We start from the raw sequence: 23,971 nt of genomic DNA on the forward strand, positions 1-23,971 counted from the left end.
GTCAGTGGGAGCTGTCCAGCGCCGCGCGCATTGCTTCCCGCGGGGCGGGCTGGCCCGTGAACTGCTCGACCTGCCCGTAGGCCTGGTTCAGCAGCATGCTGAGCCCACCCACGACGCGGCCCCCGCGCTCCATCACGGCCTGCGCCAGGGCGGTCGGCCAGGGATGGTAGATGACGTCCAGGACATGGGTGGCGCGTGCGGCGCCCACGGCATGCGGCTGCATCGCGTCGGCGGGAATGGTGCTGATCAGCACATCGCTGTCAGCTGCCAGCCCGGGAAGCGCCTCGAAGGGCGCCCACTCGGTAGCGAGGCCCGCGGCACGGCCGCACTCCACGGTGGCCGCAGCCCGGCCCGCGTCCCGCGCGATGACGGTAGCGCGCTCGGTGCCCAGCGCCGCGAGGGCCGCGAGGGCAGGACGAGCCGTGCCGCCCGCCCCGACGATGACCGCCCGGCGAACGCTGCCAGCACCGAGGCCGAGCTCCGCGAGCGCGCCGACCACGCCGTCGATGTCGGTGCAATCCGCTCGCCACCCGTCCGCGGTCCGGACCAGGGTGTTCGCGGAGCCCACCATCACTGCCCGATCGGTCTGCTCGGTGGCGAAGCGCAGTGCCTCGGCCTTGCCCGGCATGGTGACCGACAGCCCGACCCACTCGGGCCCGAGCGCCTCGACGATCCCGGCGAGCTGCCCGGCGGGGCACTCGATGCGGTCATAGGTCCAGGAATCAAGCCCGAGCGCCTGATAGGCCGCGGCATGCAGCAGCGGCGAGAGCGAGTGGCCGACGGGGCTGCCCAGCACTGCTGCCTTCCGGGGCTCACCTGCCACTCGAGAACACCCCGTTCTGCGAGGCGATGTCCACCTGGCGCTGATGCTCCTCGAAAGTGCTGGTGAACACCGTTGTGCCCTCGAGGTCGATGGTGACGAAGTAGATCCAGTCACCGTCCTCGGGGTTCTCGGTCGCTTGCAGCGCCTGGACGCTGGGAGAGCTGATAGGCGTCTGGGGCAGCCCGAGCTTCGCGTAGGTGTTCCAGGGAGTCACGCGGGCACGATCAGCGTCGGTGGTGCCGATCTCGACCGAATCGAGGGCGTAGTTCACGGTGGAGTCGAACTGCAGCATCATGCCGATATCGAGCCGGTTGAGGATCACGCGCGCGACCTTGGCGAAATCCTCGGGCTGGGATTCGCGCTCGAGCAGCGACGCGATGACCAGCGCCTCGTACGGGGTGACGCCGATGCTCTGGCTGGTCTGCTCGATGCCCGTCGAGTCATACATCCGGGCACTGCGGGCCAGCATCTCGTTGATGATCTCCATCGGGGTGCCGGACGGGTCGATGTCCCACCGCCCGGCTGCGATCAGGCCCTCGATGCGCCGGTCCGGATCCTCGGCCGCGGAGACCCCTTCCCGCGCCCACTCCGGGACACCAAGTTCCTCGAGGCTTCCATTGGCCACGGCCCGCCGGAAATCATCGGCCTCATGGCAGGACTGCTCGCCGTCGAGCTCGACGCACGAGGCTTCCGCCGCCAGCGTGTAGATGCCGGGCGTGACTGCGCCGGTGGTCGAGACGATGTCATCGAGCTGGCGTCCCTCGGGGATGGTGAAAGCGCCCACGCGCCGCTCGGGATCGGTCAGCATGTCCACCGCGGCAGCCGCAGGGACCTGCGCCCGCACCTTGTAGTAGCCGGGCTGGATCGCGCTGAGCTCGTTGCGGCCATGAGCCGCGCCCATGAACGCGGCCACGCTCTTGATCACATCGCTGTCGAGCAGCGATTGCGCGATGTCGGCCCCCGCGTCGCCCTCGTTGACCCGGACGACGACGTCGTTGGTCCCGGAGCCTGTGTAGTCGGGAGTTGGCTCCGCGGCCCGGCCATCGAGGAATGCCTTGACCAGCCAGGCCACTCCCGCGCCCACGATCAGCAGGACGACCAGGAATAGCACCATTCCCCGGCGCCGGCGGCGTTGCCGCGCGCGCTCGCGCTCCTGCCGCAGATGCAAGGGGGTCCCGCCTTCGGGCTCGATCCAGGCGGGCGCGGCGTTGCCGCCGCCCTGCCGGCCCCAGTCGTGTCCCTGGTTGTCGCTCACTCGCGATCCTCCGTCGTGGGTCGGTTCCGTGCTCGCTCGTCCAGCCATGCCTGGAGTATCGCCACGGCTGCGGCTTGATCAATGAGGGCGCGCTGCTGCTTGGCACGCTTGCCGCTCAGGCGGAGATCGCGCTGCGCCATCACGGTGGTGAGCCGCTCGTCGGCCATGCGGATCGGGATGCTCGTCCGGGCCCGCAGCTGCTCGGCCAGGTCCACCGCCATGCGGGCGGCCACGCCGTGCTCCCCCCGCATGGTGCGGGGAAGGCCGACGATGACTTCCACCGCCCCATACTCATCAATGATGTCAAGGATGGGTGGGATTTCACCAGATCGCGATGCATCCGTGTCCTTGCGGGTGATCGTGGTGACCGGCGACGCGAGGATGCCGTCGGGGTCGCTGGCGGCTATGCCGATCCGAACGGTCCCCACATCGATGCCGATGCGCCGTCCCCGGCCCGGGTCGTCCAGCCCAGGCCGGTCTGGTGACACCGGCAGCGAGGGATCGCCCGGCTGCTCGCCCCGGCTCCCGGGACTCGTCGATGGCACGGGGCGCCTATCGGGCCGCGGCGGCCACGGCCGCGCGGATCTCGGTGGGCGCCGTCTCGATCCCGGCGGCGCTGGTGCCCGAGCCCTGGGCCATGTCGGCCTTGCCTCCACCGCGACCATTGACCGCTGGCGCGGCAGCGCGCACCAGGTCGCCGGCCTTGACGCCGAGCTGCTGGGCAGCATCGTTGGCGGCGATGACGAAGGGAACCTTGCCCTCGACCGTGCTGAGCAAAGCGACGACGGCGGGCTCGGAGCCCAGCCTGCCGCGCACGTCGGCAGCGAGGACACGAAGGTCGTTCGCGCTGACGCCCTCGGGGGCTGCCTGCGCGACGAGCCTGATGCCGCCGATCCGCTCCGCCGCCGCGGCCAGCGTGCCCGCCGAGGACATCAGCGCCGCGGAGCGATGCTTCTCGAGCTCCTTCTCCGCGGCCTTGAGCCGCTCGACGAGCGCCTCGACGCGGGCCGGGACCTCCTCCGGGGAGGTCTTCAGCGCGGTGGCCACGCCCTCGAGAAGGGCACGCTCGCGAGCGAGGTAGCGGTAGGAATCGAGGCCGACGTAGGCCTCGACGCGGCGCACGCCCGAGCCCACGGAGGACTCCCCGAGTATCGAGACCGGGCCCACGTGCGAGGTGCTGCCCACATGGGTGCCCGCGCACAGCTCCATGGAGAAGGGCCCGCCCATCTCCACGACGCGCACGCGGTCGCCGTAATTCTCGCCGAACAGGGCGAGCGCGCCCATCGACCGAGCGCGGGGCAGGTCGGTCTCGAAGGTGTTGACGGGGAAGTCGGCGAGCACGGCCTCGTTGGTCACTTCCTCGATCTCGCGGCGCACTGCGTCGGACAGACCGCCCTGCCACGAGAAGTCGAAGCGCAGGTAGCCAGGCTTGTTCAGCGAGCCTGCCTGCACCGCGTTGGGGCCGAGGACCTGGCGCAGCGCGGCATGGACCAGGTGGGTGCCGGAGTGGCCCTGGGTGGCGCCGCGGCGCCAGTCCGGATCTACCTGGGCGAGCACGTCAGCGCCCTCGGTGACCTCGCCCTCCTCGACGATGGCCTTGTGGATCCACAGCTTCTTGCCGATCTTCTGCACGTCCTTGACGGCGAGCCGCAGCCCAGCCGCGGTGATGTGGCCCGTATCGGCGAGCTGGCCGCCCGATTCGGCGTAGAGCGGGGAACGGTCGAGGATGACCTCGATCTCCTGGCCCGCAGCGGCGTGCGGGACACGCTGGCCAGCGTGGACGAGGCCGAGCACACGCGCCTCGGAGTTCAGCTCGGTGTAGCCGGTGAACTCGGTGGGATGCTCGTCGAGCAGCTCCTTGTAGACGGTGTGATCGGCGTGGGCCTGCTTGCGGGCGTGCGCGTCAGCCTTGGCGCGCTGCCGCTGCTCGGCCATGAGCGAGCGGAACCCTTCCTCGTCGACGCTGAGCCCAGCCTCGCTGGCCATCTCGAGCGTCAGGTCGATGGGGAAGCCGTAGGTGTCGTGGAGGGCGAAGGCCTCGCTGCCGGAGAGCACGGACTTCCCGGCGGATCGCGCATCATCCACCGCCGTCTCGAACAGCCGCGAACCGGTGTCGAGCGTGCGCAGGAAGGCGGATTCCTCGCCCACCGCGACGCGCTCGATGCGCGAGAAGCCTGATTCGAGCTCGGGGTAGGACGGTGCCATCATCTCGCAGACGATGGTCATGAACTCCGACATCACCGGCTTGGTGGCGCCGAGGAGCCGGGCCGAGCGCACGATGCGCCGCAGCAGTCGCCGCAGCACGTAGCCACGGCCGTCGTTGCCGGGGTTGACGCCATCGGCGATGAGCATCGCGGCGGTGCGGGCGTGGTCGGCGATGACGCGGAAGCGCACGTCGTTGTCGTGGTTGCCGACGTGATAGCGGCTGCCCGTGAGCTCCTCGGCCTTCTCGATGACCGGCCGGACGAGGTCTGTCTCGTAGACGTTCTCGACGCCCTGCAGGAGCAGCGCGACCCGCTCGACGCCCATGCCGGTGTCGATGTTCTTCTTCGGCAGCTCGCCGACCGGCGGATGGCCAGCCTTGGGGCTCAGCTCACCGCGCTCGTCCTGCATGAACACGAGGTTCCAGATCTCAAGGAACCGGTCCTCGTCGACCACGGGGCCGCCATCCTTGCCATGCTCGGGGCCACGATCGTAGTAGATCTCCGAGCAGGGGCCGCCAGGGCCCGGGACGCCCATGTCCCAGTAGTTGTCCTTGCCGTCGCGGAACTGGATGCGCTCATCGGGGATGCCCGCGACGCGCTTCCAGATCTCGGCGGCCTCGGGGTCCTGCTCGTAGGCGGTGACCCAGATGCGCTCGGGGTCGAACCCGTAGCCGCCCTCCTCCTGTGGCTTGGTGATCAGCTCCCAAGCGAGGGTGATGGCGCCTTCCTTGAAGTAGTCGCCGAAGGAGAAGTTGCCGGCCATCTGGAAGAACGTGTTGTGCCGGGTGGTCTTGCCGACCTCCTCGATATCACCGGTGCGCACGCACTTCTGCACGCTCGTCGCGCAGCTGTAGGGCGGCGTTTGCTGGCCAAGGAAGTAGGGCTTGAACTGCACCATGCCCGCGTTGACGAAGAGCAGGTTGGGATCGTCGAGGATCAGCGACGCGCTGGGCACCTCCACGTGGCCGGCCTTGACGAAGTGGTCAAGAAATCGCCTGCGGATCTCGTGGGTCTGCACTGCTCATCCTCGCTCGAAGAAGTAGGTATCGGAAACCGATGGGCCGGAATGCCCCGTTCAGGGTACCGGCAACCAGCGCGCGCATCACGCACGACCGGCGCGTGGTGCATCCCCCGCTGAGCGGCACACCCGGAGCATGCCCGGAGCACGGGATCGTGGTGGTCAGCGCGTGCCCCGCACGATGCGCCGCAGCCGTGGCACGCGGGAGGCGAGCTCCCGCTCGAAGCCGTGCGTCGTCGGTTGATAGTAGTCGACCCCGACGAGCTCATCGGGAGCGTACTGCTGCGCGACGATGCCGTCCGGGGTGTCGTGCGGGTACTGGTAGCCGACCGCGTTGCCGAGTCCCGTGGCGCCCGCGTAGTGGCCGTCGCGCAAGTGCGCGGGAACGCTCCCGGACCGGCCTTTCGCGACATCGGCCATCGCGGCGTTCAGCGCGGCGACGACGCCATTCGACTTGGGCGCGGTCGCGAGGTGGATGGTCGCGTGCGCGAGCGCCAGGCCCGCCTCCGGCATGCCGATCATCTGGACCGCGTGGGCGGCCGCGGTCGCGGTCTGCAGCGCGGAGGGATCAGCCATACCGATGTCCTCGCTGGCATGGATGACCAGGCGCCGCGCGAGGAAGCGGGGATCCTCCCCCGCCGTGATCATCCGGGCCAGGTAGTGCAGCGCGGCATCGACATCCGAGCCGCGGATGGCCTTGATGAAGGCACTGATCACGTCATAGTGCTGGTCACCGTCGCGGTCGTAGCGCACCGCGGCACGATCGATCGAGGACTCCACCGCGGGCAGGTCCACCACGGGCACCGCCCCGGCATCGCCGCCTGCCTCCCCCGGCCGCACGACCGTCTCGGCGGCGACCTCGAGCGCGGTCAGGGCACGCCGTGCGTCGCCCGCGGCGAGCGAGACCAGATGCTCGCGGGCGTCGGGGGCGAGCGCGACCTGCCCATCGAGCCCCCGGGGATCCCCGACCGCGCGGTCGATCAGCTCGCCGATCGCCGCGGCGTCAAGTGGCCGCAGCCGGAGGATCAGCGAGCGCGACAGCAGCGGCGCCACCACCGAGAAGGATGGGTTCTCCGTCGTCGCGGCCACGAGCAGGACGGTGCGGTTCTCCACCGCAGCAAGCAGCGCGTCCTGCTGGGTGCGCGAGAAGCGGTGCACCTCGTCGATGAACAAGACCGTCTGCTCGCCGTGGAGGATTCGGCGGCGAGCGATCTCGATGACCGCCCGCACTTCCTTGACGCCCGCGGAGAGCGCGGACAGTGCCTCGAAGCGACGTCCCGTGGCGGTCGAGATCAGCGAGGCGAGCGTTGTCTTGCCGGTCCCGGGAGGCCCATAGAGGATGACCGACGCCGCGCCGGTTCCCTCGACGAGCCGCCGCAGCGGCGAGCCCGGCGCGAGAAGCTGGTCCTGGCCGACGACCTCGTCGAGCACGCGGGGCCTCATGCGCACCGCGAGCGGCGCCCTCGCCCCGGCCGCCTGGTTCCCGGGAGAAGCCTGCATCTCGTCATCGGGCCGCTCGCCGGGGGCGTCGAACAGGCCGCCGTCGTGGTCGCTCATCAGGGCGAGGATACCCGAGCGGGCGCGGTCGGCGAGGACAGCGGGCGCGAGGTGAATGACGGGCGAATTCTCGCGCGGCCCCCCGCACGGCCGGCCGCCGTGGATTACAGTCCGAACATGACTCTCACGCAGCCGGTCGGCCCGAGCCGGCGCACCGTGCTCCGAGCGGGCGCGGCCCTGTCCGGACTGGCCCTGTCCGGCGCGGCCGGTGCACGGATCGCCTCGGCCCCGCCCGGCGGGATTTTCCTTCATGGAGTCGCTTCTGGTGATCCGACCTCGCGGTCGGTGATGCTCTGGACGCGCGTCACGCCAGTGCCGGAGGCCGTGCCCGGCTCCGGCGCCGGTCCCGATTCGACGATCCACTGGGAGATCGCCACCGATCCTGGTTTCGCGGCGCGCATTGCCTCGGGCACGGCGAGCACGGGAGCGTGGCGCGACCATACGGTGCTCGTGGACGCGGGCGGCCTCGCGCCATCGACGACCTACTACTACCGCTTCCTCGGCGCGCGCGGCGAGGCCTCTCCCACCGGTGCCACCCGCACCACGCCCGCGCCCGGCACATTGGTCGATCGCCTCCGGCTCGGGGTGGTCTCGTGCGCGAACTGGGAGGCCGGGACCTTCTCCGCGTACCGCCACCTCGCCAGCCGTGGGGACCTGGACGCGATCGTGCATCTCGGCGACTACCTCTACGAGAACGGCCAGGGCGAGTACGGCGGCAAGAATGGGTCAGTGCGCCTGCACCAGCCGCCCCACGAGATCGTCTCCCTCGCCGACTACCGGCAGCGCCACGGCCAGTACAAGACCGATCCCGATCTGCAAAACCTGCACGCCACGGTGCCCGTCATCGCGATCTGGGACGATCACGAGTCCGCCAACGATGCCTGGCGCGGGGGCGCGGAGAACCACGACCCCTCCGAGGGATCGTGGAGCGACCGCTACGAGGCGGCGCTGCAGGCCTACCTCGAATGGATGCCGATCCGGCCCGGTGGCGCGGGCAGGACGCTGTACCGGCGCATCTCCTTCGGCTCGCTCGCCGAGCTCTCCATGCTCGACCTGCGCTCGTACCGGGACAGGCCCGCGGCCACCGGTAGCGACGGCCGCGCCATCGATGATCCCGCGCGCACCATCGCCGGCGCCGAGCAGCTTGACTGGCTGATCCGCGGCACGACGACCTCCACCGCCCAGTGGCAGCTCATCGGCAACCCCGTGATGATCGCCCCGATCGTGCTGCCCCCGCTCGAGCCCGCCACCACCGAGGCACTGACCTCCATGCTCGGCATCCCGCGGGGCGGCATCGCGTTCAACGGCGACCAGTGGGATGGCTACACCTCGGACCGCGCGGCGCTTTTCACCGCCCTCGACAGCGCGCCGGCCCGCAATGCCGTGTTCCTCACCGGCGACATCCACTCGTCATGGGCGAGCGAGCTGCCCCGCAACGCCGCGCGGTATCCCGGCGCGGGGACGGTGGGCGTCGAGTATGTGGTGCCTTCGGTGACGTCGAAGAACATCGACGACATCCTCCGCGTGCCGCCGCGCACGGTGAGCCCCGCGATCGAGAACGCGTTGCGCGCGACGAACCAGCATGTGCGCTTCGTCGAGCTCGACTCCCACGGGTACGGGGTGCTGGAGGTCACGACCGACCATGCGCAGATGGACTGGTGGTTCATCACCGACCCCGCCGACCCCGGCGCGCGGGCACGGCACGCGCACTCGCTGCGCACCACTGCGGGATCGGGCCAGCTCGGCCCGGCGGCCCCGCTTCCCCCACGTCCCGAGCGCCGGTAGGAGATCCGCATGCCCCCGATCGATCCGTCCCGTCGCGCTGTGCTCGCGGGAATGTCCGGCGCCATCGCCGCCACCGCCCTCGCTCGCGGCGCGCACGCGACTCCGATCACGGCCGCTGGCGAGCGAGAGGTGCATGTGCTCGTCATCGATGGCCTGCGGGTCGACGAGGTGAACCCTGACCTGATGCCCCGGCTCTCCGCGCTCGATACACATGGAGTGCGGTACCAGAACGCGGATGCCATCTCCATCGCCGAGACGCTGCCCAATCACACGGCGATGGTCACGGGCGTGCGCCCCGCCCGGTCGGGCGTGCCCGCCAACTCCATCTTCGACCGCGCCGAGCAACGGATCCGCACCATCGACCGCCCCGCGGACCTCGCGGCCCCCACCCTCCTCGAGCGGCTGCCCGCCGAGCGAGGCGTAGCCACGGCTAGCGTGCTGTCCAAGGACTACCTGCACGGGCTGTTCCATGGCCGCGCGAGCGTGCAGTGGGATCCCGCTCCGCTGATCCCGCTCACCGAGCACGCCCCGGACCAAGCGACGATGGATGCCCTGCTGCGCATCCATGCCGACCACGCGCCCCGGTTCACCTTCACCAACCTCGGTGATGTGGACCGCGTCGGCCATATCGACCTCACCGGAACGGGCCTTCGCCTCGCTCGCGCCGCCGCGGTGCGCAACACCGACCTCCAGGTCCAGCGCTTCATCGATCACCTGCGCCAGAGCGGTCGATGGAACCGCAGCGTCGTCATCATCACTGCGGACCACTCCATGGACTGGTCCGCGCCATTGTCGCTGATCAGCATGCAGGTGCCCTTCATGCTCGATCCCGTGCTGCGCGACAATGTGCAGATCGCCGACAATGGTGGCGCGTCGCTGTGGTACTGGACGGGCGATCCTGGGCAGCGCGGCGATGCCATCGAGCGAATGCGGCGCATCGCCTCGCCCCACCCGGGCATCGAGAGCCTGCGCGAGCCCAGCGAGCTGGAGCTCGGGGACCGTGCCGGAGATGTCGTGGCCCTCTGCCACGCGGGCTGGCGATTCACCGATCCCACGGTGCTGTCCAATCCCATCCCGGGCAATCACGGACACGCGGTGACCACGCCGATCCCGATGATCGTCACCGGTGGCGATCCGCGGCTCCGGCGGGGCGCGACGGTGTCCACACCGGTCAGCACGATGGATATCGCGCCCACCGTAGCGGGCCTGTTCGGGCTGTCCGCGCCACCCGGCGGCTGGGATGGTTCCCCGTTCCCGGCATTGCTGCAGGACTGACCGCGGGCCAGGTGCCTAGCGGATCCGGGCGCTCCTCCGGGCGAACGGGGAGCGCTGGCCCGAGAGCGCATCCATCACCTCGGTGGCGTGCTGGGCAAGATCCTCGGCGCCCGCCGTGTCGGCTGCCAGCGCGAGGCCTGCCCATCGGCTCTCGAGGGCCTGTGCCGCGGGCCGGGCGCGGGAGTGCTCCCGCTCCGCGGCGCGACGCGAATAGTCATCGGGCAGGTGCCAGGCCGTGGACAGCCACACCCATACGGTGCGGGCAGCGAGCAAGCGGTCGCGCAGGAGATCGCCCTCGCGAAGCTGCGGCCATACCCCTTCCACCTCGGCGAGCCAGGCATCGACCATCGCATCGGCCTGCTCGGGCGCCAGGCCCAGATCGCAGGAGCATTGCGGGAACGACACCAGCAGGCAGCCGAGATCGAGCGTCGCATCGCGGAAGCCACCGGACTCGTAGTCAAGGAACCTGATGCCCGAGGCGCTGACGACGATGTTGTCCGGGCAGAGATCGCCGGGGCTGAAGGCGCGATAGGAGGTGCTCGTCAGCAGCTCCGCATAACCGTTGACGCGCTGCTGGATCCCGGCTGGCGTGGCGACGCCCAGCCGATCGGCGAGCAACCGGGGCGCCTCGCGCAGCGCGTCGAGGAAGGGCTCCGGAGGCAGGTCCGGCGACATGGGGAAGCGGGAGCGGGCACGACGAAGCAGCGCCCCGAAGTCCTCCGACCGGCCTGCCGTCGCGGCATGCATCCTGCCAAGGCTCTGGGCGAGGCCCATCAGGACGTTGGTGGTATCGGCGCCCTGCTCCTCCTGCACCACCGCGCCAAGGGTGGGCACGTCGCCAAGGTCGGACAGGATGAGCAGGTGCTGGTCGAGATCGTGAGCGAGCAGCTCTGGGCCCGGCCGGTGGCGCGCATCCAGGGAATTGGCGAATTGATAGGAGACAGCCTCGCGCAGGAAGCTCTCGACATGCGTCTGGCCGTTGCGCGGGGACCGGGTCCTGTCATGGATCTGCTTGATGATGAGCGTGCGGGAAAGCCGGATGGGGCTCTCGGCGACGCGGACGCGCAGCACTATGGCTTGCCCGCTGCCGCCAAGATCCTCGGGATCGGCAAGGCGCACGACAACGCCGTAGCGCTTGGCGAGGAGTTGTTCGGCTGCGGCCACCACGGACCGTGCTGGTTCGGGTGGATCGGGCATCATCGCGGTCATCGGTATCCACGCTACCTGTTGTTCAGCCGGGACGGGGAACGTCGTCGGCGCGCTCGGCTTCTCTTGGGCTCTCCACAGGTGCCACATCGACAGACACTGACATGGAGCTCTTTTTCGCCTTGGTGAAGATGATGCCGCGCAGCGGCGAGACGTCGGTGAAGTCGCGGCCCCGCGCGACGGTGACATATCGCTCGTCGACGAATTGATCGTTGGTGGGATCGAACGCGAGCCACCGGTCGCCCGGCAGCCACACCGCGGCCCACGCATGGGTGGCGTCGGCGCCGATCATGCGTTCCTTGCCCGGCGGCGGCGTCGTCGCGAGGTAGCCCGACACATAGCTCGCCGCGAGGCCGTGCGAGCGCAAGCAGGCGATCGCGACCCGCGCGAAGTCCTGGCACACGCCCGACCGGCGCTCCATGACCTCGGCCACTTTGGTCGATACCGTCGTCGAGCCAGACTTGTAGTGGAACTCGGTGAAGATGCGGTGCGTCAGGTCCCAGACCGCCTCGGCGAGCGGGCGGCCCGGCGCCAGGATGCTCGCCGCGTACTCGCGCACCTCCGCGGTGATCTCGGGGGGATCGTTGTCGAGCAGGAAGTCCACCGCGCGGGCGCCATCCCGGCCCGCCGGGCGGCACATCTCCCACGGCGCGTCCGCGAGGCCCGAGCGCAGGTAGCCCTCCTCCGGCGCATCCGCCTCCACGAGCGAGCGTCCCGTGACAGTCAGTTCCGTGTGCTCGGAGGTGACGTGGAAGTACACGCCGGTATTGCCGTAGTAGTCAGTCATGAACGACTGGTCCGTCGGCTCCGGCGACACAGTGACGCTGTGCTCGAGCCGCCGCTGCCCCGGCATCTCCAGTGGCGTCACGTACCCCCGGCCGTAGGACGACGTCACGGGCTCGGGATACGAGTAGGTGGTGATGTGGGTGACCCGGTAGGCGCGCATGCTCATCAGCCCAGCACCTCATCGGTCGGCCCGGCGATTCCCATGGCGCTGGACCGCACGCCGCCCACGGTCACCCAGATGGGCTGCATGTCCACCGGCGGGGCCAGCAGGCTGTTCTCGACGATATTGGACAGCTCGCGAAGATCCTCGCGCACGCTGCGCGTCAAGGCGGCCAGCACGGAACGCTCCCCGCCCTCGCTCACTGCCTCGAGCGCCAGGGGATCAGCGCGCCGCACCTTCGTGAGGATGTCCTCGGCGAGCCGGAGCGCGCGGGCCGGCACGGCGTGCTCGGGCAGGGACGCGAAGTTCTCGCGGATCCGCTCGAGCTGGTAGACCAGTGCCCGGGGATTGCTCGCATCGAAGAACAGGAACTCCGTCAAAGGCGCCACCCGCAGCACGCCGTGCTGCCGGCGCCGGTACATCACCGAGGACTCGCACGCGAGCAGCACCGACTCCATCAGCGCGGACTCTGTCGCGTCCCGGTGCGAGCCGCTCAGCGTGGCCCCGATCAACGCCGCGAGCTGGCTGGCCCGCTCGATGCGCCGCCCCAGGTCCATCACATGCCACCCAGGGTCGCGGACGAGCGACTCGGCCCCGAGGCCTGACAGCGCCAGCATGCCGCCGAGCACCGCGGAGTGCACCGTGGCCATGACCACAGGATCAGCGGTGGTGTCGTCGGCGAACTCGTCGAGGGCATCGTTGACCCCCGACAGCACCATCCACGTATCGAGGGACAGCTGGTCGCGCACGCCGCGCGCCGCCGACTCCAGCTTGCGGACGCAATGCGCCAGCGAGCCCGTGCGGTCCGCCTCGCCAGTCAGCGAGCGGAGCTCGCGCAGCGCGCGATCAGCCGTGCTCCCGCCCGCGTCACCCCTCTCGCGCGAGCCAGCTACCGCGCCCAGTGCGGTGACCAGCACCGACAACGCGGAACTGCCGCTCAGCCAGGGACGCGCCCGGTAATCCTGGTGCCGGTCCCGCACCGCGATCAGCAGCCGGGCCATGTCCTCGGACCGCTCCGCGTAGCGGCCCAGCCAGAAAAAATCATTGAGCACGCGCGGTGACGTCACGCCCTCCACCGACAATCCGTGCCGCGCCGCTCGCGGCACCGACACCGGCTCCGGGGGCTCCGTCGGCGTCACGGTCACCGCGCCACCCTCGGCCGAGCGCTCCGTGGAGCGCACCCACACATCCTTGGCGAGCTGCACACCGGGCGAGGACACCTCGGCACGATGCCCGATGGGGGTGTGCGCGAAGCCGCCGGGCATCACCGTATAGCCCGCGCGCTGCGCCACCGAGAACATCCGCAAGGTGATGGGCGCCTCAGCGAGTCCGCCGGCCGCGCTGATCAGGGGTTGCATCGGCTGCTCGGGCACCAGGCGCGCGGACCACTGCCACGTCTCGGCATCGATGCGCTGGCACAGCTCGTCGCGCTGCGCCCGCGTCAGGTCCGCGCCGATCACCGACTCGCCGGTGCGGATGTTCTCGCACACCAGGTCGGCGATGCGTTCCCGCACGTGGGAGCGTCCCGCGCTGTCGCCAGCCCACCACGACTCCACGGAGGGCAGGTGCAGGTCCTCGTCGAGCAGGGCCCGGCTCACCCGTGGCAGGTACTGCCCGAGCGCCGGGTTCTCCACCACGCCGCACCCCAGGGGGTTGACCAGGCGCACCGCGCCGCGGCGGACCATCTCGGTCAGCCCCGCCACGCCGGTGCGCGACGGGGACCGCTGGTCCAGCGGGTCCATGGCGGCCGAATCGATGAAGCGCACCACGACATCGATGGGCATGCGCCTGCCGAGCGCGCGCATCCACAAGCGTCCGTCGCTGACCGTCAGATCCGTGCTCTCCACCAGCGGGTACCCCAGCATCGAGGCGAGGAACGCGTGATCGAAGGAGGCGGTCGCGTCCGGGCCCGGGCTGAGGATGACGATCACCGGATCGTCCTCGTGCCCGGCCGATGCCGATTCCAGCGCGATGCGCATCACCTGGATGAAGGACGTCAGCGTGCGGGGCAGCACTTGGTGGTGCAAACCCGGCAGCGCGTGGGTGATGACCTTGCGATCCGCGAGCGCGTAGCCGATGCCCAGGGGCGCCTGCGCGCGATCCTCGAGCACCACATGACCGCCGTCCACGGTCTCCGCTAGATCTATGCCATGCAGGAACAAGGGCGGATGATCCCCCGCATGCGTGCCGTGCGCGGGCCGCAGGAAGCCGCGATGCCCATACACGAGCTCCGGCGGGATCAGCCCCTCGCTGATGGTGCGCTGCTCGCCATACAGGTCGGTCAGCAGTTCCGCGAGCAACCGGGAACGCTGCAGCATCGCCGACTCCAGCATGGCCCAGCGGCCCTCCGGGATGATCAGCGGCACCGGGTCGAGGTTCCACTGCGCCGCGTCCGGCGTGAACGTTATCCCCTCGTGCGCGACGAGGCGCCGCACCCGCCCCCGCAGTCGCCGAAGATGCTCCGCGCCTATCGACAGCACGGCCTCGGCATCGCGCGCGCCACCAGCGGCCTCCGCGCCTCGCCCTGGACCAGACTCGCTGCCCGTCATGCTCACCGCCTCGTCGGATGTATCGCTCGTCGCTCCTCGATCATGGCACCGCGCAGCAGCGGCGTCACCCGAGGGCGCGCGCCAGGGTCCTCGCGATGATCAGGAACGCTGCCGCGCCACCGGCTTGGCGTCGATGCCCGATTCCTTGCGCTGCTGCGCGGTGATCGGCGCGGGCGCATCGGTCAGCGGATCCACCCCGCCACCGGACTTGGGGAACGCGATGACGTCACGGATCGAATCGGTGCGCGCGAGCAGCGACACGATGCGATCCCAGCCGAAGGCGATGCCACCGTGCGGAGGCGCACCGAACGCGAACGCATCGAGCAGGAAGCCGAACTTCTCCTGCGCCTCCTCCTGCGAGATGCCCATCACCGAGAACACGCGCTCCTGCACATCGCGACGATGGATACGAATGCTGCCGCCACCGATCTCATGGCCGTTGCAGACGATGTCATAGGCATACGCCAGCGCCGAGCCGGGATCGGTGTCGAAGGTGTCGAGGCATTCCGGCTTGGGCGAGGTGAACGCGTGGTGCACCGCCGTCCAGGAGCTGTTGCCCAGCGCCACGTCGCCGCTCGCCGTTGCTTCCTCGGCGGGCTCGAACATGGGCGCGTCCACGACCCACACGAACGCCCAGGCGTCCTCGTCGATGGCACCGATGCGGCGGGCGATCTCGCCCCGGGCCGCACCGAGCAATGCTCGCGAGGACTTCGGCGCACCCGCCGCGAAGAACACGCAATCACCGGGTTTCGCTCCGACATGCGCGGCAAGCGTCTCGCGCTCGGCGTCGGAAAGGTTCTTCGCCACCGGGCCGCCGAGCGTGCCGTCGTCGCCGATCAGGACGTACGCGAGCCCCTTCGCGCCACGCTGCTTCGCCCACTCCTGCCAGCGATCGAGCTCGCGGCGCGGCTGGCTCGCCCCGCCCGGCATGACCACCGCGCCCACATAGGGCGACTGGAAGACCCGGAACGGGGTGTCCTTGAAGAACTCGGCGCACTCCACGAGCTCGATCCCGAACCGCATGTCCGGCTTGTCGGTACCGAACCGGCGCATCGCCTCGTGGTAGGTGATCCGTGGGATGGGGGTCTCGATGTCGTGGCCGATGAGCTTCCATAGCCCGGCCAGGATCTCCTCGGCGAGGAGGATCACATCGTCCTGGCGCACGAAGCTCATCTCGAGGTCGAGCTGCGTGAACTCGGGCTGCCGGTCCGCGCGGAAGTCCTCATCGCGATAGCAGCGGGCGATCTGGTAGTAGCGCTCCACCCCCGCGACCATCAGCAACTGCTTGAACAGCTGCGGAGACTGCGGCAATGCATAGAAGCTGCCCGGCTGCAAGCGGGCGGGAACAAGGAAGTCGCGGGCGCCCTCGGGCGTCGAGCGAGTCAGTGTGGGCGTCTCCACCTCCACGAACTCGTGCCGCGCGAGCACCGAGCGCGCAGCCGCGTTCACATGCGACCGCAGGCGCAACGCATGGCCCGGGCCCTCGCGGCGCAGGTCGAGGTAGCGGTAGCGCAGGCGCGTCTCCTCGCCCACGCTGGCCTCGTCGAGCTGGAACGGCAGCGCCGCGCTCTCGTTGAGCACCACGAGCTCCGAGACGTTGACCTCGATCTCGCCGGTGGGGATCTCATAGTTCGCGTTGCCCGACGGCCGCATCTCCACCACGCCGGTGACGCTGATGCAGTACTCCGCCCGCAGCCGGTGCGCCTGCGCGAGCACGGACTCATCACGGAACACCACCTGGCACACGCCGGACGCATCACGGAAGTCAATGAAGATCACGCCACCGTGGTCGCGCCGACGAGCCACCCAGCCGGACAACGTCACGGACTGGGAGGCATGCTCGGCGCGGAGCGAACCTGCCAAATGGGTGCGAAGCACGGGGATCCTTTCCTCACGGGCACAACCGAACCGAAAACTCGACGCACGCGCGGGACCGCCCAGGGACAGCACGCGCATGCCTTCGTCGATCCTACGGTGCCGCGTCCGCGCGCGGGAAACCGATTTGGCGCGCGCCCGCCCCGGCAGGTGGAAAAATGCGCGCATGACCTTCAACCCGAGCGCCCGCACCAACCCGAACCGCATGACCAGCGGCGGGCGGGGGCGCGGCACGAAGATCGCGGCGGGCGGCGGCGGCCTCGGCGCGCTCGTCATCCTCGCCATCGTCCTGCTCGCCGGAGGCGACCCCAGCCAGGTGCCTGGCCTGTCCAGCGGCAGCGGCGGCGCGGGCGGCAGCGGGGCCGGGCCCGGCATCGAGCACTGCACCACCGGCGAGGCCGCCAACGAGGACATCAACTGCCGCATCGGCGCCACCGCGGAATCCCTCGACGCCATCTGGTCCGAGCTCCTCCCCGGCACCTACACCCCGCCCGGGGTGCACCTGTTCACCGGTGCCACCAGCACCGGCTGCGGCAACGCCACCAGCGCCGTCGGCCCCTTCTACTGCCCCGCCGACTACACCACCTACTTCGACACGGACTTCTTCGACGTGCTCGCCCGCCAGTTCGGCGCCTCCACCGGCCCCCTCGCCCAGCAGTACGTCGTCGCCCATGAGTTCGGGCACCATATCCAGAACGTCCTCGGCGACCTGCGCAAGTCCCGCGAGGACCCCCGGGGCCCCGAGTCCGGCGCCGTGCGGGCCGAGCTGCAAGCAGACTGCTATGGCGGCATCTGGGCGCACTACGCCGACAAGACTCCCCTGCCGGGCATGAGCGAGCCCTTCCTGCTGCCGCTGTCCGACCAGGACATCGCCGACGCGCTCTCGGCCGCCGAGGCCGTCGGCGATGACCGCATCCAGGAATCCACCACCGGGCAGGTCAATCCTGAGTCCTGGACGCACGGATCCTCCGCGCAGCGCCAGCAATGGTTCCTCACCGGGTACCGCACCGGGCAGGTCAGCGCCTGCGACGCCTTTGCCGCCCCCGATCTCGGCTAGCGGCTGCTAGGGCTGGGCCGGCTCGGTCCGAGCCTTGCGCCCCATGGCAACGCCCCCAGCCACTGCCACCACCCAGACCGGGACCTGCACCAGCCACGCGAGCCTGAACGCCTCCGCGCTGTACCCGCCCGCCACCGTCAGCACCACCCCCACGAGCCCCGTCGTCACGAGCGTCGCCACGAACCCGCCCTGGTTGACCATGCCCTGGGCAAGCCCGAGCTGCTCCGGGGGATTCGACGTGCGAGCCAGGTCGAACCCGATCACCGACCCCGGGCCGCCCGTCGCCAGCGCCACCACCAGCAGCCCGATCAGCCAGCCCGGCGTCGGCCACGGCACGAGCAGCATCATCGCCCAGGCCGCCGCGTTGAGCGCGATGATCCCCAGCACGATCAGCTCCCGCCGCCACGGATAGCGGCCCGTGAGCACCCCTATGAACGGCCCCACCACCACCGTCGCCACCACGAACAGAACCAGGAAGGCGCTCGCCCGCGCCGCATCGAGCCCCTGCGCCCCCACGAGGAACGGGAAGCCCCACAGCAGCACGAACACGTTGCCGGAGAACGCGGTTCCCATGTGGCTGTAGAAGCCCTGCCGGGTCCCCGGCCGTGACCACACCGCGCCGATGCCCGCCAGTACCGCCGCGACCGAGCCAGAGCGCCGGGTGACCGTCCTGCCCTGCGGATCATCCCGCACCACCGCCAGCACCCCCGCCGCCGCGAGCACCGACAACGCCGCGGCAGAGGCGTACGCCACCGACCACCCCGGGCCCTGCAGCAGCCACGCCAGCGGCACCGCGGACAACACCTGGCCCGATTGGCCGAGGATGCCCGTCAACTGCGTAAGCAACGGGACCTGGCGCGCCGGGAACCATCGCGGGATCACCCGGATCGCGGCAATGAAAACCAGCGCATCGCCGAGTCCGACCAGCACGCGCGCCGCGATGGCCCAGCGCAGGTCCTCGCTGAGCGCCAGCATGCCCTGGCCGCCCGCCATGATCACCAGGCCCGTCGTGATCATCGCGCGCGAGCCGAACCGATCAAGCAGCGGCCCCGACGGGATCTGCATCGCCGCGTAGACCACGACCTGCAGGACCACGAACAGCGACAGCATCGTCGCGGTGGCCCCGTAGCGCTCGGTCGCGTCGAGGCCAGCGACGCCGAGCGAGGTGCGGTTGAGCACCGCCACCACATATGCCGACAGTGCCGCCACCCACACCACTACGGGCAGCCGCAAACTCTCCAATGAGGGCACGCGCACCATCATGCGCCCCCTCGGAGCTGGCCACTAGTCGGGGCCGGGCGCTGGGCCGGCGCGCCTAGTCGTCCCGCGGGCGGGCTATCGAGTGCAGCTGGGTGCCCACCTGGCCCAGCCTGCCTCGTGCCGCGCGCCCCACCCCGGTCGCGCGCTTGCGCATCTCGTTGAGCGCCGCGGCGAGCGCCGGGTCCTCATCATCGAGCCAGCCCGCGAGCTGCCCCTCGCGGGATTCGGTGAATTCCTCGAGATCGTCCTGCAACTGGCTGATGGAACGGCGCAAGCGATGCGCCGCGCCAAGCCGGTGGATCTCCCGCACCCGCACCGAGCCGAGGCTCGCGAGCTGCTCGCGCAGCGCGCGCACGATGTCTCGGTCGCGGTTGCTGTGCTCCTTGAGCTGCTCGCGGGAGGAGGCGACGACCGAATGCAGGTGCTCGGGCTCGGCCTGCCGGACCCGCTCGGTGCGCAGCTGTTGCCACATGTAGACCGATCCCTCGGCCACGAGGAGGAGCTGCAGCGTCTCCCCGAGACGGTTGTCGTCGATCGCGGTCGCGATGAGGCGCGACCTATCCGGCACGGGCCCGTCGGGAGGGATCGATTCGAGGGAGCGCCGCGCGTGGGCGCGCAGGCGCTCCACGGTCACCTCGAGCATCGGTCCGATCGGCGCCACCGCCGCCCAGTCCGCCGAGGTGAGCACCCCAGTGTCATCGAGGGTGCGCACGAGCCTGCGGAGCGCGCGATGGTGGCCGACGACGTCACCGACGCGGGAGGCCTCGGCGAGGGCGAGCACGCGGTCGGCGGTGCCACCGACACGGTCGATGGCGGTCTCGGTATCGCGCACCGCCGTGCGCAGTGCCATCACCGAGAACGTCGCGTGCGCGTTGATGATGCTGCGCGGGCTGATCGCGGAGGTGATCCAGTGCAGGTGCGCAGCACGTATCGCGTTCGCCCCGCGCAACATGCTGCGGAAGACGCCGTCGCTGGTGGGAACGACACCGCGCGCGGCAAGGATGCCCCGGGCCCCGGGAGCAACCTTGAGGAACGCTCCGCTGCGGCGCCGCAGCTGGCGGGGTCCAGGCACCGCGGGCAGCAGCCGCAGCGGCACGACCTCCGCGGACGCGGACCCAGGCACCTCGCTGATCACGCGCTCGGTGTAGGTCTGCACCTCGGACTCCGGCCCGGACACCAGCAGGCCCTCCGGCCCGGAGACGACCTCGAGGGACCGGCGCAGCACAGCATCCTTGCGGTCGGAGACCGCATGCCTGAGCGCCTCTGTGCGTCCCATGCTCTTGATCATCGCGCACTGAGCGCCGTGATATCCCCGGTTGTCGGAATTCCGCCCCGCGCCCGCGCTTGCTAGCCCGCGCCGGCGCAGCTACTCGGCGTCGAGGATCAGGGCGAGATCATCCTCCGAGAGCGCCACGCGCGAGGAGGGCGCGGTCTCCTCGGCCCGGGTCACGGCCCGGAACAGGGGGCGCGCGGTGAGGCCCGCGCCGCGCGCCTCGGCCCGCAGGTGCTCGACGAGCACGCGCGAGACGATCTCGGCGCTGATGAGCTCGCTCATGGCGAGCACATCAGCGAGGCGCCGGATGCCCATGATGTCGAGCTCGGCGCCCCGGTCCGCCCCATACAGGGCCAGCGGCACCGAGATGGCGTTGTCGCGGTCGGCGAGCGCGAGGTGGACCTGCCGGAAGCGGCCAGGCTGCACGACGAGCTCGGCGCGCGTGAGCCCACCGATATCAACGGTCCGGGTGGCGAGCATCCGCGCGCTGACCGTTCGGCCGGCCAGCCAGTAGGCCCGGCGCCCAGCGAGATGGGAGCCGAGCGCGGGCGGGCCGCCGATGACGACACCGATGAGGACCGCGGCCCAGAACGGCGCGAACAGCGATACCAGCATCGTGATGAGGAGACCGACGGCGATGCTGATCAGGGAGATGCGGCGCAGCTTGGGCACCACGATCTCGCGGCGCACCAGATCGAGCGGGACGGACGGTGCCCCCGCGGACGGATCGCCAGGACCGCGGACCGAGTCGTCAGGCATGCGTGCCCCCTGCTTCCGCAACGATGTCACCGAGCGGAACGGAACGCTGCTCCCCCGTGGCGAGCTCCTTGATGCCGATGGTGCCCTCCGCGAGATCACGGTCGCCGAGCATGAGGGCGATCCGGGCGCCGGACTTGTCCGCTGCCTTCATCGCGCCCTTCACCCCGCGCCCGCCGTAAGCCATGTCGGCCCGGATGCCAGCGGCGCGGAGGTCGCCGAGGATCGTGACCATGCGCTCGCGCGCGGCCTGGCCCATCGGGACCCCGAAGACCTCGCAGCGCGCGCTCGGGGCCGCCGCGACGGACTCGGCCTCGAGGGCGAGCACGGTGCGGTCGACGCCGATCCCGAAGCCGATGCCGGAGAGCTGCTGCCCGCCCAGCTCGGCCATCAGACCGTCGTAGCGGCCGCCGCCGCCGATCCCGGATTGGGCTCCGAGCCCCTCGTGGACGAACTCGAAGGTCGTCTTGGTGTAGTAGTCGAGGCCGCGCACGAGCCGTGGGTTGATGGTGCAGGGCACCCCCAGCCGGTCGAGGTGGCCGAGCACCTCATCGAAGTGGGCCTTGGCGCTGCCGGAGAGATGGTCGAGCATCAGGGGCGCGCCGGCGGTCAACTCCTTGATATGGGGGCGCTTGTCGTCAAGCACGCGGAGGGGGTTGACCCGGGCCCGCTCGCGGGTCTCGTCGTCGAGATCGAGCCCGAGCAGGAACTCCTGCAGGACCTCCCGGTACTGCGGCCGGCAGGTGTCATCGCCGAGCGAGGTGATGTCGAGCCGGAAGCCAGTCAGCCCGAGGCTGCGGAAGCCCGCGTCCGCGATGGCGATGACCTCGGCGTCGAGGGCGGGGTCATCGATGCCGATCGCCTCGACGCCCACCTGCTGGAGCTGGCGGTAGCGCCCGGCCTGGGGCCTCTCGTACCGGAAGAACGGCCCGGAGTACCGCAGCTTGACCGGCAACGCGCCGCGGTCGAGACCATGCTCGATGACCGCGCGCATCACCCCGGCGGTGCCCTCGGGACGCAAGGTCACCGAGCGCCCGCCCCGATCAGCGAAGGTGTACATCTCCTTCGTCACCACATCGGTGGATTCACCGACGCCACGGGCGAACAGGGCGGTGTCCTCGAAGAGGGGCAGCTCGATGTGCCCGTAGCCGGCCAGCGAGGCAGCCCGCAGGAGCGCATCGCGCACGGCAACGAACTGCGCCGACTGGGGCGGCACATAGTCAGGGACGCCCTTGGGGGCCGAGAATCTGGTACTCACGGTCAGGTGTCTTGGCTTTCTGGCTGTGTCGAGCTGTCACGTCGAGCTGTCACTGTGGGAAGCGTAGCCGGGAGCGGGTGGCCGGCTCCGCGGCTCGCCGCGCGCGCCGGGACTAGCGAAGGAACGGATTGGTGGCCCGCTCATGCCCGATCGTGGTGGCTCCGCCATGCCCGGGCAGCACCGTGGTGCCGTCGTCGAGCACGAGCAGCGTCTCCCTGATCGAGCGGAGCAACTGGTCCGCGTCCCCGCCCGGCAGATCGGACCGTCCGATCCCCCCGGCGAACAGCGTATCGCCGCTGAACACTATGTCACGCGGGCCCGCGTCGGTGTCCACCTGGGTGCGCGCGATCACCGACCCCTTGGTGTGGCCCGGGGCGTGCGCGAACCGGAGCTCGATGCCCGCTAGCTCGATCACGTCACCATCCTGGATGTCCTTCACCGTGCCCGGCTCGATGAACTCCATGCCCTGGATGAATCCGCTGAGCTGGGGGCCGATGCCCGATGCTGGGTCGCTGAGCATCCCGCGGTCCTCGGCATGGATGAAGGCCGGGATGCCATGCTCATCGCACAGGGGCTGCGCCGACCACATGTGGTCGAGGTGGCCGTGGGTGAGCACGACCGCGACCGGCGCCAGCTCGTGCTCCTCGAAAACGCTGCGCAGCGCGGGCAGCGCGTCCTGGCCCGGATCGATCACCACGCAATTGCGCTCGCCATCGCGGGCGATGACGTAGCAGTTGGTCTGGAACATCCCGGCGGGGAAACCCATTACTCGCACGCGTTTACTCTCCCGGTCCTCGTCCTGCATCGTTGTTGCGGCATGCCCGTGCGGCACGTCCTGGCGATCGGCCTGCCAGCACCTCGCAACACAGGAGGCCCTCAGCAACCAATCACTGTACTTCTCAGGGTATGCGGCTAGCCTGTCAGGCGGTAAACCGAAATCAATTCAAGGAGGGTCGACCGCGGTGGCGTCGAACCAGGAGCGGCGCGAGGCCGCGAGGACCACGCTCGAGCAGACCATCACCGAGCGCCGGAAGCAGGAGCGCCGCAAGAAAGCGCTGATCGGCGCGGGTGCCGTCGTGGGCGTGGTGGCCCTCGCCGGTGCCACGTTCGGCGTGTACACGCTCGCGAGCGGCGGCGATTCCGGCGATCCCGGCGATTCCGTCGCCGCGGAGGACCAGGGCGACGAGATGTTCGACGAGTTCTTCGACGAGCCGCAGGAGATGCCCGAGCCCGAGGCGTTGCCGGATGGACGTGCCGAGGCACTGCCCGCCACCGTTGACTGCGCCTACCCCGAGAGTGGCCGGCCTGCCGCCAAGGAGGCCGAGCGTCCCGCCGAGACGGGCATCCCCGCCGAGGGGACAGTCCCTGCCACGATCAACCTCAACGGCGAGCCGGTCGGCCTGTCGCTCGACCGCGCGAAGTCCCCGTGCGCGATCAATAGCTTCGCCAGCCTCGCCGAGCAGGGCTACTTCGACGGCACGAGCTGCCACCGCCTGACCACCGCGGGCATCTTCGTGCTCCAGTGCGGCGATCCTTCGGCCACTGGCGGCGGCGGGCCCGGCTACGCATTCGCCGATGAGTTCCCGGCCGATCAGTTCCAGGAGCAGCCGCCCGGTGGCACGATCTACCCGCGCGGCACGATCGCGATGGCCAATGCCGGGCCTGGCACCAATGGCAGCCAGTTCTTCCTGGTCTATGATGATTCCCCGCTGGCGCCGGCCTACAGCATCCTCGGCCAGATCGATGATGCAGGCCTCTCTGTGATCGACGCCATTGCGCAAGCAGGCGTCGACGGGAACCCTGGGAGCGGCCCCGGCGACGGGGCTCCGAGCATCCCCGCGGAAATCACATCGGTCACGGTGGAGGAATAGCCA

18 protein-coding genes are annotated in these 23,971 nt (G+C 70.2%); 4 read left to right on the forward strand and 14 right to left on the reverse strand.

From position 1 onward, the window contains the following. Position 1 precedes the first annotated feature (1 nt). From HT102_RS02175 to HT102_RS02195, 5 genes are all read right to left on the reverse strand, one after another. Positions 2–823, reverse strand: a complete 822-nt coding sequence (locus HT102_RS02175) for a shikimate dehydrogenase (RefSeq protein ID WP_192037755.1) — start codon at positions 821–823, stop codon at positions 2–4. Continuing rightward, positions 813–2,078 (reverse strand): endolytic transglycosylase MltG, encoded by a 1,266-nt coding sequence (gene mltG / locus HT102_RS02180; protein WP_192037756.1) that lies wholly within the window; start codon positions 2,076–2,078, stop codon positions 813–815. The genes HT102_RS02175 and mltG overlap by 11 nt, the downstream gene beginning before the upstream one ends. Then, on the reverse strand, positions 2,075–2,572 hold the full coding sequence (gene ruvX, locus HT102_RS02185) for a Holliday junction resolvase RuvX (protein WP_225443146.1): 498 nt from the start codon (positions 2,570–2,572) through the stop codon (positions 2,075–2,077). The genes mltG and ruvX overlap by 4 nt, the downstream gene beginning before the upstream one ends. Before the next feature lie 58 nt (positions 2,573–2,630). Continuing rightward, entirely contained in the window at positions 2,631–5,300 is a 2,670-nt protein-coding gene (gene alaS / locus HT102_RS02190; RefSeq protein ID WP_192037758.1) for an alanine--tRNA ligase, read from the reverse strand. A gap of 162 nt (positions 5,301–5,462) precedes the next feature. Continuing rightward, positions 5,463–6,800 carry a replication-associated recombination protein A gene (locus HT102_RS02195; RefSeq protein WP_225443147.1) on the reverse strand — a complete coding sequence of 446 codons (1,338 nt, stop codon included), beginning with the start codon at positions 6,798–6,800 and terminating at the stop codon, positions 5,463–5,465. 174 nt (positions 6,801–6,974) lie between these two features. Here HT102_RS02195 and HT102_RS02200 point away from each other — a divergent pair, with 174 nt between their 5' ends. Then, positions 6,975–8,642 (forward strand): alkaline phosphatase D family protein, encoded by a 1,668-nt coding sequence (locus HT102_RS02200; protein ID WP_192037760.1) that lies wholly within the window; start codon positions 6,975–6,977, stop codon positions 8,640–8,642. A gap of 9 nt (positions 8,643–8,651) precedes the next feature. Next, positions 8,652–9,917 carry an alkaline phosphatase family protein gene (locus HT102_RS02205; RefSeq protein WP_192037761.1) on the forward strand — a complete coding sequence of 422 codons (1,266 nt, stop codon included), beginning with the start codon at positions 8,652–8,654 and terminating at the stop codon, positions 9,915–9,917. 15 nt (positions 9,918–9,932) lie between these two features. Here the strand turns inward: HT102_RS02205 and HT102_RS02210 are convergent, their stop codons facing one another. The 4 genes from HT102_RS02210 to aspS form a co-directional block, all read right to left on the reverse strand. After that, the gene (locus HT102_RS02210; protein WP_192037762.1) at positions 9,933–11,126 is read right to left on the reverse strand and encodes a phosphotransferase family protein; all 1,194 of its coding nucleotides are present in this window, start codon (positions 11,124–11,126) and stop codon (positions 9,933–9,935) included. A gap of 22 nt (positions 11,127–11,148) precedes the next feature. Beyond that, positions 11,149–12,075, reverse strand: a complete 927-nt coding sequence (locus HT102_RS02215; protein WP_192037763.1) for a transglutaminase family protein — start codon at positions 12,073–12,075, stop codon at positions 11,149–11,151. Further along, a complete protein-coding gene (locus HT102_RS02220) occupies positions 12,075–14,618 on the reverse strand; it encodes a circularly permuted type 2 ATP-grasp protein (RefSeq protein ID WP_192037764.1) in 2,544 nt (847 codons plus the stop codon). Before HT102_RS02220 ends, HT102_RS02215 begins: the two co-directional genes overlap by 1 nt. 99 nt (positions 14,619–14,717) lie before the next feature. Further along, on the reverse strand, positions 14,718–16,496 hold the full coding sequence (aspS, locus tag HT102_RS02225) for an aspartate--tRNA ligase (protein ID WP_192037765.1): 1,779 nt from the start codon (positions 16,494–16,496) through the stop codon (positions 14,718–14,720). Positions 16,497–16,572: 76 nt separating this feature from the next. Here aspS and ypfJ point away from each other — a divergent pair, with 76 nt between their 5' ends. Then, positions 16,573–17,550, forward strand: coding sequence for a KPN_02809 family neutral zinc metallopeptidase (gene ypfJ, locus HT102_RS02230; RefSeq protein ID WP_269902736.1), 978 nt, complete (start codon positions 16,573–16,575; stop codon positions 17,548–17,550). Positions 17,551–17,556: 6 nt separating this feature from the next. On the opposite strand, the gene HT102_RS02235 is transcribed toward ypfJ, so the two are convergent. The 5 genes from HT102_RS02235 to HT102_RS02255 all read right to left on the reverse strand — a co-directional run bounded on the left by HT102_RS02235 (position 17,557) and on the right by HT102_RS02255 (position 22,872). Continuing rightward, on the reverse strand, positions 17,557–18,801 hold the full coding sequence (locus HT102_RS02235) for an MFS transporter (protein ID WP_333473239.1): 1,245 nt from the start codon (positions 18,799–18,801) through the stop codon (positions 17,557–17,559). 64 nt (positions 18,802–18,865) lie between these two features. After that, a complete protein-coding gene (locus HT102_RS02240; RefSeq protein ID WP_192037767.1) occupies positions 18,866–20,086 on the reverse strand; it encodes a hypothetical protein in 1,221 nt (406 codons plus the stop codon). Positions 20,087–20,176: 90 nt separating this feature from the next. Further along, positions 20,177–20,842: a hypothetical protein gene (locus HT102_RS02245; protein WP_192037768.1), complete on the reverse strand. Its 666-nt coding sequence runs from the start codon at positions 20,840–20,842 to the stop codon at positions 20,177–20,179. Beyond that, positions 20,835–22,103, reverse strand: a complete 1,269-nt coding sequence (gene hisS / locus HT102_RS02250) for a histidine--tRNA ligase (protein WP_192038012.1) — start codon at positions 22,101–22,103, stop codon at positions 20,835–20,837. Before hisS ends, HT102_RS02245 begins: the two co-directional genes overlap by 8 nt. A 106-nt stretch (positions 22,104–22,209) precedes the next feature. Beyond that, complete coding sequence (locus HT102_RS02255; RefSeq protein ID WP_192038013.1) at positions 22,210–22,872, reverse strand: MBL fold metallo-hydrolase; 663 nt, start codon at positions 22,870–22,872, stop codon at positions 22,210–22,212. Between the two features lie 187 nt (positions 22,873–23,059). Between HT102_RS02255 and HT102_RS02260 the strand changes: the two genes are divergently transcribed. Then, positions 23,060–23,968, forward strand: a complete 909-nt coding sequence (locus HT102_RS02260; protein ID WP_192037769.1) for a peptidylprolyl isomerase — start codon at positions 23,060–23,062, stop codon at positions 23,966–23,968. Positions 23,969–23,971 lie beyond the last annotated feature (3 nt).

This window comes from Lolliginicoccus lacisalsi (assembly GCF_014841105.1).
In the GTDB taxonomy this organism is placed as follows: domain Bacteria; phylum Actinomycetota; class Actinomycetes; order Mycobacteriales; family Mycobacteriaceae; genus Lolliginicoccus; species Lolliginicoccus lacisalsi.